General features: G+C 63.6%; 13 protein-coding genes and 1 tRNA gene. 1 reads left to right on the top strand and 13 read right to left on the bottom strand.

Translation table 11 applies throughout. The features are described 5' to 3' along the window. The first annotated feature begins 5 nt into the window (after positions 1-5). Positions 6-1,154 carry a rod shape-determining protein RodA gene (gene rodA / locus HF916_RS28270; RefSeq protein WP_168792225.1) on the top strand — a complete coding sequence of 383 codons (1,149 nt, stop codon included), beginning with the start codon at positions 6-8 and terminating at the stop codon, positions 1,152-1,154. Positions 1,155-1,261: 107 nt separating this feature from the next. Here rodA and HF916_RS28265 read toward each other — a convergent pair whose 3' ends face one another. The 13 genes from HF916_RS28265 to fmt all read right to left on the bottom strand — a co-directional run bounded on the left by HF916_RS28265 (position 1,262) and on the right by fmt (position 13,684). Then, entirely contained in the window at positions 1,262-1,966 is a 705-nt protein-coding gene (locus HF916_RS28265) for a tetratricopeptide repeat protein (protein WP_168792224.1), read from the bottom strand. Next, on the bottom strand, positions 1,963-2,745 hold the full coding sequence (locus tag HF916_RS28260; protein WP_168792223.1) for an HpcH/HpaI aldolase family protein: 783 nt from the start codon (positions 2,743-2,745) through the stop codon (positions 1,963-1,965). The genes HF916_RS28265 and HF916_RS28260 overlap by 4 nt, the downstream gene beginning before the upstream one ends. A gap of 234 nt (positions 2,746-2,979) precedes the next feature. Further along, a complete protein-coding gene (gene queD, locus HF916_RS28255) occupies positions 2,980-3,423 on the bottom strand; it encodes a 6-carboxytetrahydropterin synthase QueD (protein ID WP_090518804.1) in 444 nt (147 codons plus the stop codon). Between the two features lie 9 nt (positions 3,424-3,432). Continuing rightward, positions 3,433-4,065, bottom strand: a complete 633-nt coding sequence (gene queE, locus HF916_RS28250) for a 7-carboxy-7-deazaguanine synthase (RefSeq protein ID WP_168792222.1) — start codon at positions 4,063-4,065, stop codon at positions 3,433-3,435. A gap of 59 nt (positions 4,066-4,124) precedes the next feature. Beyond that, positions 4,125-4,856, bottom strand: a complete 732-nt coding sequence (queC, locus tag HF916_RS28245; protein ID WP_168792221.1) for a 7-cyano-7-deazaguanine synthase QueC — start codon at positions 4,854-4,856, stop codon at positions 4,125-4,127. A gap of 390 nt (positions 4,857-5,246) precedes the next feature. Further along, positions 5,247-5,322 (bottom strand) — tRNA-Phe (locus HF916_RS28240). Between the two features lie 108 nt (positions 5,323-5,430). After that, positions 5,431-6,120: a response regulator transcription factor EsaR gene (esaR, locus tag HF916_RS28235; RefSeq protein ID WP_168792220.1), complete on the bottom strand. Its 690-nt coding sequence runs from the start codon at positions 6,118-6,120 to the stop codon at positions 5,431-5,433. Beyond that, positions 6,121-8,535 carry a sensor histidine kinase gene (locus tag HF916_RS28230; protein WP_168792219.1) on the bottom strand — a complete coding sequence of 805 codons (2,415 nt, stop codon included), beginning with the start codon at positions 8,533-8,535 and terminating at the stop codon, positions 6,121-6,123. It abuts the gene before it with no gap. Continuing rightward, positions 8,525-9,124: a DUF4390 domain-containing protein gene (locus HF916_RS28225; protein WP_168792218.1), complete on the bottom strand. Its 600-nt coding sequence runs from the start codon at positions 9,122-9,124 to the stop codon at positions 8,525-8,527. Before HF916_RS28225 ends, HF916_RS28230 begins: the two co-directional genes overlap by 11 nt. Beyond that, positions 9,121-10,560, bottom strand: coding sequence for a 16S rRNA (cytosine(967)-C(5))-methyltransferase RsmB (gene rsmB / locus HF916_RS28220; RefSeq protein ID WP_168792217.1), 1,440 nt, complete (start codon positions 10,558-10,560; stop codon positions 9,121-9,123). Before rsmB ends, HF916_RS28225 begins: the two co-directional genes overlap by 4 nt. 419 nt (positions 10,561-10,979) lie before the next feature. After that, positions 10,980-11,837, bottom strand: a complete 858-nt coding sequence (htpX, locus tag HF916_RS28215) for a zinc metalloprotease HtpX (RefSeq protein ID WP_116143378.1) — start codon at positions 11,835-11,837, stop codon at positions 10,980-10,982. A gap of 103 nt (positions 11,838-11,940) precedes the next feature. Next, positions 11,941-12,582, bottom strand: a complete 642-nt coding sequence (locus HF916_RS28210; protein WP_168792216.1) for a LysE family translocator — start codon at positions 12,580-12,582, stop codon at positions 11,941-11,943. A gap of 115 nt (positions 12,583-12,697) precedes the next feature. Further along, positions 12,698-13,684 (bottom strand): methionyl-tRNA formyltransferase, encoded by a 987-nt coding sequence (gene fmt / locus HF916_RS28205; protein WP_168792215.1) that lies wholly within the window; start codon positions 13,682-13,684, stop codon positions 12,698-12,700. Between the last annotated feature and the right edge of the window lie 12 nt (positions 13,685-13,696).

Raw genomic sequence — 13,696 nt, 5'->3', positions numbered from 1 at the left:
AAGGCATGCAATTCGACAAGCGCGCCTGGCTCGACCGCATCAAGCGGATGTTCGCGGGCTTCGACCGTCCGCTTGCACTGATCGTGTTTCTGCTGCTGTGCGTCGGCATCGTCACGCTGTACAGCGCGAGTCTGGATGTCCCCGGCCGCGTGGAAGACCAGTTGCGCAACATCATGCTGACGTTCGTGCTGATGTGGGCGCTCGCCAATGTGCCACCCACCACGCTGATGCGTTTCGCGCTCCCGCTCTACACATTCGGGATCGCGTTGCTGGTCGCGGTGGCGCTATTCGGTCTCACGCGCAAGGGCGCGAAGCGCTGGATCAACGTCGGCGTGGTGATCCAGCCGTCGGAGATTCTGAAGATCGCCACGCCGTTGATGCTCGCGTGGTACTACCAGCGACGCGAAGGCGTGATGCGCTGGTACGACTATCTGGTCGGCCTGGTGATTCTCGCGGTGCCGGTCGGCCTGATCGCCAAGCAGCCCGACCTCGGCACGGCCGTGCTGGTGTTCGCGGCCGGCCTCTTCGTGATTTACTTCGCGGGCCTGAGTTTCAAGCTGATCGTGCCGGTGCTGATTGCTTGCGTGATCGCAGTCGCTTCGATCGCGGCCTTTCAGGACAAGATCTGTCAGCCCGAAGTGCAATGGCCGCTGATGCACGACTATCAGAAGCACCGCATCTGCACGCTGCTCGATCCGACTTCCGATCCGCTCGGCAAGGGCTTTCACACGATCCAGGCGGTCATTGCGATCGGCTCGGGTGGTCCGCTCGGCAAAGGCTGGTTGAAGGGCACGCAGGCGCATCTGGAGTTCATCCCCGAGAAACACACTGACTTCATTTTCGCGGTGTTCTCTGAAGAGTTCGGATTGGCGGGCGGTATCGTATTGCTCACGCTGTACATGCTGTTGATCGCGCGCGGCCTCTATATCGCGGCCAATGGCGCGACGCTGTTCGGACGCTTGCTGGCCGGCTCGCTAACCATGGCGTTCTTCACCTACGCTTTCGTGAATATCGGCATGGTGAGCGGCATCTTGCCGGTGGTCGGCGTGCCGCTGCCATTCATGAGTTACGGCGGTACTGCGCTGACCACGTTGGGCGTCGCCGTCGGCCTCATCATGAATGTCGCGCGGCAAAAGCGGTTGATGCAGAGTTAGCGCGGAGCCGCGCGCACGACACCGGCAACACGACAAGCAAAAGGAGCGCTCTTCACACACGGAGCGCCCCTTTTTTGTGTCCAACGGTGTGATCCAACGCGACCGTTTTACTGCGGCTTCACTTCCTTCTGATCCCGCAACTGCGCACTGAGTTGCTGATACTTGAGCCGCGCCGCCGGATCGCCCTGCGCCGCCGCAGCCGCGTAATAGGCGCGCGCCACATTGAGATTCTTCTCCACGCCGTCGCCGCCGCGTTCGTAGAACGAGCCGGCCACGTATTGCGCGGTCATGTCGCCGCCCTCAGCCGCCTTCTTGTACCAGACGAACGCCTGCTTGTTGTCGCGCTCGGTGCCGCGTCCATCGAGGAACTGATTGGCCAGCGCCAACTCCGCCTGCACGTGACCTTGCTGCGCCGCCTTCAGGAACCAGCGGTGCGCCTCGACCGGGTCGCGCCCGACGAACTCGCCATCGTCGTACATCTTGCCGTACACGTATTGCGCGTGCGACATGTTGGCGTCGGCGGCTTTGCGCAGCCACTTCTTGCCTTCATCGACATTGGCCGACGTGCCTTCGCCGTTGAGCAGCATCATCGCGTAGTTGAACTCGGCGAGCCGGCTGCCGCGCTCGGCAGCCTTGCGGAACTCGACAAGCGCCGCGGCCAGATTGCCGGCGTTGTAGTCGGCGACCGCGGTTTGCGTCTCCGGATCGTTCGACTTCGCGACCCGGCTGTCTTGCGCATATGCCGCCACATTCGCCATCAATGCCGCTGTGACTGCCAGACGCACCACGACGCACTGCACCATCCCCTTCATGACCTCACCTCCTGCAGCGCCTGGCGAGTCGCGCGCAACATCCACATGACGTCGGCGGCCAGAGCGATGAATCGAAAACCGGCATCGCGATGCTGCTTGGCGCTCGCGACGTCCATGGCAAAAATACCGGCGGCAATGCCCGCCTTGTCCGCGGCGCTGACGATGCGCGCCATCGCGGCCTGCACGTCGGCATGCTTCGAATCGCCGAGATGCCCGAGGCTCGCGGCGAGATCGGCCGGCCCGACGAACAGGCAATCGACGCCCGGCGTCGCCGCGATCTTTTCCACCTCCTGCAAGCCACGCGCCGACTCGATCTGCACGATGGTCGCGATCTGCGCGTTGGCCGTCTGCACATAGTCGCGCCGCATGCCGTAGCCCGCGGCGCGCACCGCGCCGGCGACGCCGCGCTCACCGTCGAGCGCGCCGGCGGTGGGATATTGCGTGAGACGCACGGCGCGCGCCGCCTCGTCCGCGGACTCGATATTCGGGAACATCAGCGTGCGCGCGCCGGCATCCAGCACGCGCTTGACGAGCCACGCCTCGCTGGACGGCACGCGCACCACCGGCTCGCTCGGCAGATGCGCGGCGGCGATCGCGCGCAATTGCGAGGCGACGTCGCCGCTATCGTTGGGCGAGTGCTCCATGTCGATCAGCAGCCAGTCGTAACCGGCGTGCGCGAGCGCTTCGGCGGCGGCATCGCTGCCGAGCGAGAGCCATAGTCCGAACAGCGGATCGGTTTCGTTAAGGCGTGACTTGAGAGGATTGGTGAAGGTGCTCATCGCCGCGCTCCTTGTCGATGAAGCGACGCTTCGCTGGAACTGCGGGAAAGCATGCTGGCCTCGTGGGCCAGATGAACGCGCGGGCCGTGGCGGCCCCGTTGCCTGCTGCGACGCAATGCGGTGACCGGCATGTCTCGCTCCGTGTGGTTATCGGAGCGATCATACCGTGACAATAACGCGAGGGTTGGCGTTGCCCGATGGGGACTTCCGTCGGGGGATGAGACGGCGCCGGGTTTAGTCGCGGACCACGTCGGCCCAGCAATTCGGCGTCTCGTACAGACGCAGCTTGTGCAGACGCAGATTCACGCCGTAGTGCGCGTCGTAGACGTTCGCGAGAATGTCGAACGCGACGGCGGCAAGATTTTCGACGGTAGGAATGCGATCGAGCACGACCGTCTTGTGGCCAGCCATCGTTTCCAGGAAACCGCGCACCTGCGTGTCGCCTTCATAGACGAGAAACGCATGGTCCCACTTGTCGACCAGATGCTCGACGGCGAGCGACTTCACGTCGGCGAAGTCCATCACCATGCCGCGATCGGGCGCGCCTTCGGTGTCGACCAGATCGCCTTGCAGCGTGATTTCGAGCACATAGCGATGACCGTGCAGATTACGGCACTGGCTGCGGTGATCGGGAATGCGGTGACCCGCGTCGAATTCGAGTTTTCGTGTAATCGTCAGCACGGCAAATCAGGGAATGTTCAGATACTTGTGGGTCTGCATCGACAGGCGCCATTGCGGATGGCGTTTGCACCAGTCGATCGCGAGCTTCGTGTTGATGTCGCGCGACGGACCGTCCATGGGCTGGACGAGGAAATACTCGAAGTCGAGCTTCGCATACTCGGACAAACGCTGGTTGTCCTGCGGAATCACAACCTTCAATTCGTTGCCCTTGGTCACGACGAGCGGCGCGTCGGCCTTCGGGCTCACGCAGATCCAATCGATCGTTTCGAGCACCGGCAGCGAGCCGTTGGTTTCGATAGCGATTTCGAAGCCGGCGGCATGCAGCGCGTCGACCAGCGGCGAGTCGATCTGCAGCATCGGCTCGCCGCCCGTGCACACCACGAAACGCTCGCCCTCGCCTTCCGGCCATTGCGACGCGATCATCTGCACCAGGTCGTCAGCCGTGCGGTACTTGCCGCCGTTTTCGCCGTCGGTGCCGACGAAATCGGTATCGCAGAAGCGGCACACCGCCTCGGCACGATCTTCTTCGCGGCCCGACCACAGGTTGCAGCCGGCGAACCGGCAGAAGACAGCCGGACGCCCGGCATTCGCGCCCTCGCCCTGCAACGTGTAGAAGATTTCCTTGACCGCGTAAGTCATGCTGCTTTCTGCCCCGTGTTCCTGAAAAATAGTTGCCTGTACTGCCGATGCAAGAAACGTCAGACCGGCTCGGTGACCTTCTCACCCGACAGATACGCTTCGTAGCCGCGCTTGCGCAAGCGGCACGCCGGGCATTCGCCGCAACCGAAGCCCCATGCATGCAATTCGGCGCGTTCGCCGACATAGCACGTATGCGTTTCGACGCGCACCAGCTCGACCAGTTCATCGCCGCCGAGCTCGTGTGCGAGGCGCCACGTGTCGGCCTTGTCGAGCCACATCAGCGGCGTTTCGAGCAGGAAGCGCGTGTCCATGCCGAGGTTCAGCGCGACCTGCAACGCCTTCATCGTGTCGTCGCGGCAATCGGGGTAGCCCGAGAAATCCGTCTCGCACATGCCGCCGACCAGCACCTGCAAACCACGTCGATAGGCAATCGCCGCCGCGATGGTCATGAACATCAGATTGCGGCCCGGCACGAACGTGTTCGGCAAACCGTTGGCCGTGGCTTCGATCTCGATCTCGCGTGTCATGGCGGTATCGCTGATCGCGCCGAGCACCGACAGATCGATCATATGATCGTCGCCGAGGCGTTCGGCCCAGGCGGGGAATGCGCGCGCGACGGCACTGCGAAACCCCTCGCGGCATTCCAGTTCGACGCGGTGCCGCTGACCGTAATCGAAGCCCAGCGTCTCGACCGTTTCATAACGTTCGAGCGCCCAGGCGAGGCATGTGGCGGAATCCTGGCCGCCGGAAAACAGCACCAGAGCGCTACGTTTAGCGTCTTTGCGGATCACCGTGAAACTCCGTGAATGAAGAGTGCCACGTCGCGCTGCGCGAGGTGCGCCATGCAAGCAACGCGGCGCGACGCGTGCCGGCACTGCTGCCGGCCCAAAGCAGTATAGGCCGCGCCTTCCGCATGCAGAGTCGCTGGGCGCTTATACCGTTAATCGTCGGGCGAAGGGTTCGGTGCTAACGGCGGCGTTGCCGCGCGGCACTCAGGCGACGCACTCACGTGCAAGTCCTTGAACTGGCGCGATTTTATCACGCGACGCCGAACACCGCCGAGTGCGCCCTGCAAGCGTGGTGCGCGCAAGCCGAAGCAACGCTGCCCATCACGCCCCATCACATTAGGCGCACAAAAAGGAAAAGCCCCAGGAATCTTGCGATTTCCTGGGGCTGAATCCTGGTGGCCTGGGACGGAATCGAACCATCGACACGCGGATTTTCAATCCGCTGCTCTACCAACTGAGCTACCGGGCCAACGAAGAACGAAATAATATCAAAGGGTCAGCAGCAGGGCAAGCCCCTTCTCGAAAAATTCTGTGGAAGCGAACTCCGCATGTTTAACGCCGGCTTCACTTCCGCGTTTCACTCACCTTTGTTTTTGCCGAGATCGACGCCGAGCTGTTTAAGCTTGCGGTACAAGTGCGTGCGCTCCAGCCCGGTTTTCTCCGCCACGCGCGTCATGCTGCCGTTCTCACGCGCGAGGTGATATTCGAAGTACGCGCGCTCGAACGCGTCGCGCGCGTCACGCAGCGGAATATCGAACGAGATCGAGGCCGTTTGCGCAGCCAGCGCGCCGCTGCCCATGCCGTCGGTCGAGAGCATCGGCAATGCCGCCGCCGAAGCCACGGCCGAAGCACTCACCGGCAATACCGGCTTGGCCGCCGCGCCGCCGGGCGCACCCGCTGCCGTGCCACGCGCGAGACCCTGTTCGACGGCCTTCAGCAGCTTCTGCAGCGCAATCGGCTTCTCGAGGAAATTGAGTGCGCCGATCTTGGTTGCTTCAACCGCCGTGTCGATGGTTGCGTGACCGGACATCATGATCACCGGCATGGTCAGTTGCCCTTGCGCGGCCCACTCCTTGAGCAAGGTCACGCCGTCGGTGTCGGGCATCCAGATGTCGAGCAGCACCAGGTCGGGCGCCTGGCGCAAACGGAACTCGCGCGCTTCCTGCGCGTTTTCCGCGGCCTCCACGACATGCCCTTCGTCGCTCAGGATCTCCGAGAGCAATTCCCGGATGCCCATTTCATCATCTACCACCAGGATGGTTGCCATTTACGCTGCCCTTGTCTGCACTGTTGCTTTTGTCTTTCCCTGCGACGCACTGCCGTGCGCCGAACGCGGCCCCATTCCGGGTGCCGCGCCATCGTCTGCCAGTTGAAGGAAGAGGATCGAAATCTGCGCGCCCTCGATGACATCGCCCGCTTTCAACCGATTGCGGATGTCGATGCGCGCGCCGTGTTCGTCGACGATCTTCTTGACCATCGCAAGACCCAGGCCCGTACCTTTGGCCTTGGTCGTTACGTAAGGTTCGAATGCACGTGTGAGGATACGCGCGGGAAAGCCCGCTCCGTTATCCGACACGGTGAGACGCACCGCGACGTGGACTTTGCCTTCCGCGTCGGGGTCTCCGTATTCTACTGTCCTCGTCTCGAGCAACACACGCGGATGCTCGAGGTCTGCAACCGCATCCTGCGCGTTCTGCAGCAGGTTGTGAATCACCTGACGCAATTGCGTCGCGTCGCCGCGAATCGCCGGCAACGCGGCAAGCTCCACTTGAATGGCGCCCTTGCCCTCTTCGATACCGTACAGCGTGAGCACTTCGCTGACCAGATCGTTCAGCTGCAGATGCGCGAGCACCGCCGGCGGTGTGCGCGCGTAGTCGCGGAAGTTGTCGACCATCTGCTTCATCGCGGCGACCTGGTTCACGATGGTGGTCGCGCCGCGCTTCAACACATCCGCATCGGATGGCGACAGCTTGTCGGCGAGCTTCATCTGCAGACGTTCGGCGGAGAGCTGGATCGGCGTGAGCGGATTCTTGATCTCGTGCGCGAGCCGCCGCGCCACTTCACCCCACGCGATCGAACGCTGCGCGGAGATCACGTCCGAGATATCGTCGAACACCACGACGTAGCCGGAGGTCTGCATGTCTTCCGCGTCGCGGTCCGTCGCGGAGACGAGCCGCGCGCCGCGCACGAGCAAGGTGAGCGGCTCGGTTTCGCCCGGCACCTGCACCGAGAACTGCTGCTGCCAGTGGCCGCGATCGTCGTGACCGTCGCCGCTCGCGGCTTCGCGATCGGCAAACGCCTTGCGGACCATGCCGCCGAATTCGCTCAGCACGCCGATCTGATCCAGCGCCGAACCCATCACGGCCTGGAACGGCTGACGGAAAATGCGCTCGGCGCCGCGATTCGCGGTGGTCAGTCTGAACTGCCGGTCGAACACGAACACGCCCGCGGTCAGGTTGGCGAGAATGCTTTCCAGATACGCCTTCGAATGTTCGAGCGCAATGCGGTTGTTCTCGACGGCCGCGCGCGCTTCGGACAACTGCCGCGTCATCGCGTTGAACGACTGCGTGAGAAAGCCCAGTTCATCGCGCGATTTGATTTCACGCTTCGGCGTGTAATCGCCTTCCGTGATTTCCTTGGTGCCTTGCGCCAACAGGAACAGCGGCCGCGCAAGCTGATTGCCGAGCGCGAGCGCCAGCATCATCGCGATAAAGGTGGCGAGGAACAGCGCGAGCGTCAGCGTGCCGATATACATCTTGCGCAGACCCGTGCGGCCGAGCGCCTTCTCCTGGTACTCGCGATAGGCGCGCTGCACCGCGTCGGCATTGCGCGCGAGCGTGGGCGACACCGCCTGCGTGAGTTGCAGGAAGCGTTCGGTGGGCTGCAGTAACGACGCGTTCGAATCGGGGATGCGTTGCACCACGCGCAGCCGCAACGCGCCCTTGCTGCCATGCGCGTGAGAATCGCCGTCCACTTCGCCTTCGATCGCCGCGTAGCCTCGGCCGCGTGCCTGCTCAATCATCAGCGGCGTGGGCAAATCGTTCGGCACGAGCGTCGCGTAGTTGCCGGAAGCCTGCGCGACCACGTGCATATCCGGCGTCGCGCCCGACATGCTGCGCGTAGGTTCGACGATCGTCGCATCCTGCACGCCGAACTGATCGCGCAAGCGCAGCAGCGTGAGCGTGGTGCCGGCGGCGTCCGCGCTCGCCAACTGTTCCGACATCAAACGGCCCTTGGTCTGCAGATCGGACAGCGACGCGTCGAGCATTCCGCGCCCGAGATTCAAACCGGACGTGAGCGCTGTTTCCACATTCACATCGAACCACGACTCGATACTGCGCGATACGAACTGATACGACACGACGTAGATGATGCCGCCCGGCACCACGCCGACCAGCGCCATGAAGAACGCAAGTTTCGCCAATAGCCGCGTGCCGAACTTACCCTTTCTCAGCCGCGCGATGATGATGATGACGAGCGTCGCCACCACCAGCAAAAAGATCATCGCGACCACCAGGTTGGCGGCGTAGAGCCACTGGTAATAGCGGTCGAAGAATTCGGTATTCGCGCTGGCGGCGGCCAGCAGCACGAGCAGCAGCACGGCCGTGACGGCGACCGTCGACACCAGCACGCGCACGACGATGCTGCTGACACTGGTAGCGGAGCGCACTTTATTTAGCACGTTCGGTCACCGTGAAGGTAAAGCGCTTCCATTCGGAAGTGAGATTCCAGTCGCGGTTGTTCACCGCGTCGATCTGAAACGGTTTGGGCATCAGTGCGATGTCGAGTTGCATCCGCACCGACGCGTTATAGGTCTCGCCGACACGCACTTCATTCCGTTCGATCACGTGCCACGATGTGATGTGCTTGATCACCGCGAGCGCATCCTTGAGCGTGGTGAAGCCGAGTTGCAAACCGCCGGACGACACACTCGACACGCGGTACTCGCGCGTGAGTGGCTGGAACGACAGGCGAATGCTTTGCGACACGCTCACCGGCTGCTCGTCGAACCAGTACCAGCGCGGCCGGCTCAGTTCGAAGTCGGTCGTGAAATAAAGCGGAATGCCTTTATTGACCGCGTCTTCGAGGTTGCTGTTCAGATCGAAGTCGAAACGCGCGTCGAGATTCCAGCCCGTGTTGTCGGATTGCAGCGACGCCCGCTGCACCGCGATCGAGTCAGCGTGCGCCACGCCCGGCGCCGCCAGCCATACGGCCAGCGCGATCCAGAGCACGGCAGCGAGCCGAAGCGGGAAGAAGCGTTTGATGGTCACCGTTTCTGAAAGCGCGCGTAGAAGAATCCGTCGTGGTCTGAGTTCGCGCCGGCGCTGTCTTCAGCGGGTTGTCCGGCATGAGAACCGGCCGATGTGTCGGCGGGCGCGCGAGTGACTGAAGGCAACAGTTGCCCCGGCGCGTCCAATCGTACCGCATCCTGATACTTGTTTCCAAACCACTGCGCCTGCAATTCGCCTTCTTCGGGAAAGATCGAACACGTAACGTAGAGCAACTCGCCGCCTGGTTTCACGAGCGGCCACAGGGCGTCGAGAATGCGGCGCTGTTCGGCGACCAGCGCGGGAATGTCGGACGCGCGGCGCAGCCAGCGGATATCCGGATGGCGCCGCACGATGCCCGACGCCGAACACGGCACGTCGGCCAGAATCCGGTCGAACGGCTGGTCGATGTCGTCGTGCCATTTCGCCGGCGCGCCCGCGTCACCGATCCGCACTTCCGCTTCGAGTTTGAGGCGCTGCAGGTTTTCGTCGATACGACGCGCGCGCGACGCATCGCTTTCGAGCGCGACGAGCTGAAGTTTGGCGAGTTCGAGCAGATGGCCGGTCTTGCCGCCGGGCGCCGCACAGGCGTCGAGCACGCGCATGCCGTCGCGCACGCCGAGCAGTTGCGCGGCGAGTTGCGCGCCGGCGTCCTGCACCGAGACGACGCCGTCGTTGAAGCCCGGAATGCGGTCGACCGGCATCGGCGTAGCGAGCTTGACGGCGTAATCGCCGGCCTTGCTCGCGGCAATGTGATGGTTTTGCAGCACTTGCAGATAGGCGTCGACTGTCGAGTGACGCGCGTTCACGCGCAGCGTCAGCGGACCTTGCGTGTTGCCGGCGCCCAGCACCGACTGCCATGCGTCGGGCCAGGCGCGCTTCACCGCGTCGATCCACCAAGCCGGGTAGTTCCAGCGCGCCACTTCGTCGTCCTGCGCGGCGCTCAGCAGCGTTTCGCGCTCGCGCAGGAAATTGCGCAGCACTGCATTGACGAGACCCTTGGCAAACGCGAATTCACGACGCGCGCCGATCGCGCTCACTGCCTGATCGACGACCGTGAACGGTGCGTAGGCAGCGTTCGCTTCGTCGTCGACGAGAAGCGCCAGCGAGCACGCGAGCACGTGGCCGACGTGCGGCGGCGGCGCCTTTTTCACCAGCTTCGCAATCAGCCACTCGGCGGTCGCGAGACGCCGCATGGTGCGGTACGCGATGTCCTGAACCGCGCCGCGCGCGGCGGCGGCGTTGCCCTCGGGCGCGGCCACGAAGACGGAATGCAGCGCGGCCGGCAAGGCTGCGCCGAGACGCACGGCGCCGACCGCCTGGCCCGCGCAGTCGAGCGCGAAGCCGAGCGATTCGGGCGCGAGATGGACCATCGACAAACGGGATTCGCGCGGACGCGCCGAAGAGGAAGCAGTACGCGAAGAAGGCTTTGTGGTCATGAATAAGGCTAAGGCGGGCCGCGCGGAGCGCGCGACGCAATCAACACACATTGTAGCGTGGCGCGGCGGACGGGCCGCCGGGCGGTCTTGAGCGTGGCGATTGCGGATCTGCGACGAGCGGGAAGACGTGGGACTGAAGCGCGGGCTCAGCGATTAGGTGCGGGCCTGGCCTGGCGCGGCGCGGCGCACAGGCCACGGGCAGTCTGTAAGCGTACCGAATGCACATCCACGGCGGCCACGAAAGCCGGGATCTGAAACGTAGGTTCAACGATCCGGTGCGGACCCTCACACGCCAGTGAAGAAACTGATGTTCACGTGATCCCGCAGCGCCTCCACTCGCTCTCGCTCCATTGCGCCGGAATAAAAAAGGCGAGCCCGCAGACTCGCCTTTCCTCGCACCGCACAAGCACCAGGCGGCGTTATTCGAAGCGCCCCGTGCGCGCCATCTCCATCAAACGCGCGATGCGTTCCTCGGTGGCCGGGTGCGTGGAGAACAGATTCGCGATGCCGCCGCCCGACAGCGGATTCATGATCATCATCTGCGCGGTGGCCGGATGCTGCTCGGCTGTAGGAAACGGAATCCCGCTCGCGTAACGATGGATCTTGTCGAGCGCCGAAGCGAGCGCTTGCGGGTCGCCGGAAATCTGCGCGCCGCCGCGATCGGCCTCGAATTCACGTGCGCGCGAAATCGCCATCTGGATCAGCGCGCCGGCGATCGGCGCCAGCAGCGCGACGGCGATGCCCGCGATCGGGTTCGTGGAACGGCCGTTTTCGTCGCGACTGCCGAAGAACATCGCGAAGTTCGCCAGCGCGGAAATGGCGCCGGCCATGGTGGCCGAAACGGTGGAGATCAGAATGTCGCGATGCTTCACGTGCGAGAGTTCGTGCGCCATGACCCCGCGCATTTCGCGCTCGGACAGCACGCGCAGAATGCCCGTGGTAGCGGCGACCGCCGCATGTTCCGGATTGCGGCCAGTGGCGAACGCGTTCGGCGCGTCTTCATTGATCAGGTAGACGCGCGGCATAGGCAGGCCGGCGCGTGTGGAGAGTTCGCGCACCATGCGATAGAACTGCGGCGCACTGGTTTCATCGACTTCCTGCGCGTTGTACATGCGCAGGACCATCTTGTCCGAGAACCAGTACGAAAAGAAATTCATTCCAAGGGCGATCACGAGCGCGATCGTCATGCCGCGCGACCCGCCGATCATCCCGCCGATCACGATGAAAAGGGCCGTGATCGCGGCCATCAACATCGCGGTTTTGACCCAATTGAACATGTCTGCAACTCCTTGCCCTAACGCGGGTTCATATCTGCGCCGCGTGATCGCGGCGCCCGATTGTAAGCGAAATGTTAGATATGGGCGCGTCAGGAAAATTCAATCATCTTGATGCGGTGGCAAGCTTGATTCCCAAGCCGACGAAAGCACTGCCGACGCCGCGATCCAACCATTTCTTCACCGACGGCTGGCCAGAGAAACGCCGCGTCACGCTACCCGCGATCCACGCGACAAAACTGTTCCAGACCATGCTCATCATGACGAACACCGCGCCCAGCGTGAGGAAGGCGAGCGCTTTGTGGTCGCTGCCGGTCGTCACGAATTGCGGGAAGAACGACACGAAAAACAGCACCACCTTGGGGTTCAGCACGTTAGTCCAGAAGCCTTGCAGGAAAAGCTGGCGCAGCGACTTGGGCGCGCCGGCCGCGCGCGCTTCGCCCGCAGCCTCATCGGCAGTTGGCTTGGCGAAGAGCAAGCGCACCCCGAGATACATCAGATAAATAGCGCCGACGAACTTGATGACCGTAAATGCGGTGGCCGACGCGGCCAGCAACGCGGTCAAGCCGAACGCGCAGGCCAGCGAGTGAACGCAGCAGCCGGCGGAAATGCCAAGCGCCGACATGAGACCCGCGCCTCGGCCTTGAGCGACACTGCGCCCAACGATATAAGCCGTATCGGGACCGGGCGTCACGTTCAGAAGAAAGACCGCGACGACGAAAAACTCGAAATGGGTGATGCCGAACATGGGAATCCTCGAAATCCAGGCTGTTGCATAGAGGATTCTAACGCGCGGCAGGCCTGTCCAGCGGGGGTCTTGAACATCGGCCGAATGGACGATGTTCAAGTCATGCGCAACGGCGTTACTTTGCTTCGGGCAGTTGAAAGCGTTGTCCCACAGCCAGCGTCGAGCCGGCCAGGAATTCGCGCACCGGCAGGCGTTTGCCGCCGGGTTTCTGCAATTGCGTGAGACGCAGCGCGCCTTCGCCACAGGCCACGACTACGCCTTCGGGAGAGACGTCGGTGATCGTGCCCGGTGCGCCGTTGGCTTGCCCATCAGTGGGAACCGCGGCCCAAAGTTTGATCGACGTGCCGTCTTCAAGCGTGCCGACGCCGCCAGGGAACGGATCGAACGCGCGCACCTGACGCGCGAGCACTGCCGCCGGGCGGCGCCAGTCGAGCGCGGCTTCGTGCTTGCCGATCTTTTCCGCGTAGGTCACGCCGTCCGCGGGTTGCGGCGTTGCCGCCAGTTTGCCGGTGCGCTCGAGTTCGATCAGCGCCTCGACGATCAGCTTCGCGCCGTCCTGCGCGAGACGGTCGTGCAAGGTCGCCGTGGTGTCGTCGGCGGAAATCGCGGTGCGCGCTTCGGAGATCATCGCGCCGGTGTCGAGGCCGACGTCCATCTGCATCAGCGTGATGCCGGTTTCGGCGTCGCCCGCTTCGATCGCGCGATGAATCGGCGCGGCGCCGCGCCAGCGCGGCAACAACGACGCGTGAATGTTGATGCAGCCGAGCGGCGCGATATCGAGCACTTCCTGCGGCAGGATCAGGCCGTAAGCGGCCACGACCATGACGTCATGCGGCGTGGCGCGCAGTTGATCGATCGCGCCAGCGGCTTCGGCCGGATATTTGCCGACGCGACGCAGTGAAGGCGGCTGGGCGACGGCCAGTCCGTGCTCCTGCGCATAGCGCTTGACCGGGCTCGCCTGCAATTTCATTCCGCGCCCGGCGGGCCGGTCCGGCTGGGTCAATACGAGCGGCACCGGGAAACCGGCGCTGTGGATCGCGCCCAGCGCGGCCGCGGCGAACTCCGGCGTACCGGCAAAGATGACGCGCAACGAATGACTCATGAACGGGGGCGG

Origin of the sequence: Paraburkholderia aromaticivorans, assembly GCF_012689525.1 — a bacterium.
Classification (GTDB): domain Bacteria; phylum Pseudomonadota; class Gammaproteobacteria; order Burkholderiales; family Burkholderiaceae; genus Paraburkholderia; species Paraburkholderia aromaticivorans_A.
Note: the sequence above shows the minus strand (reverse complement) of the source record. Positions and strands in the feature narration are given on the sequence as shown.

Coding starts and splice junctions, on each gene's coding strand:
- rsmB (WP_168792217.1), bottom strand. CDS start 10,560: ATGACCACAAAGCCTTCTTCGCGTACTGCTTCCTCTTCGGCGCGTCCG.
- HF916_RS28265 (WP_168792224.1), bottom strand. CDS start 1,966: ATGAAGGGGATGGTGCAGTGCGTCGTGGTGCGTCTGGCAGTCACAGCG.
- rodA (WP_168792225.1), top strand. CDS start 6: ATGCAATTCGACAAGCGCGCCTGGCTCGACCGCATCAAGCGGATGTTC.
- HF916_RS28210 (WP_168792216.1), bottom strand. CDS start 12,582: ATGTTCGGCATCACCCATTTCGAGTTTTTCGTCGTCGCGGTCTTTCTT.
- htpX (WP_116143378.1), bottom strand. CDS start 11,837: ATGTTCAATTGGGTCAAAACCGCGATGTTGATGGCCGCGATCACGGCC.
- fmt (WP_168792215.1), bottom strand. CDS start 13,684: ATGAGTCATTCGTTGCGCGTCATCTTTGCCGGTACGCCGGAGTTCGCC.
- queE (WP_168792222.1), bottom strand. CDS start 4,065: ATGACTTACGCGGTCAAGGAAATCTTCTACACGTTGCAGGGCGAGGGC.
- esaR (WP_168792220.1), bottom strand. CDS start 6,120: ATGGCAACCATCCTGGTGGTAGATGATGAAATGGGCATCCGGGAATTG.
- HF916_RS28260 (WP_168792223.1), bottom strand. CDS start 2,745: ATGAGCACCTTCACCAATCCTCTCAAGTCACGCCTTAACGAAACCGAT.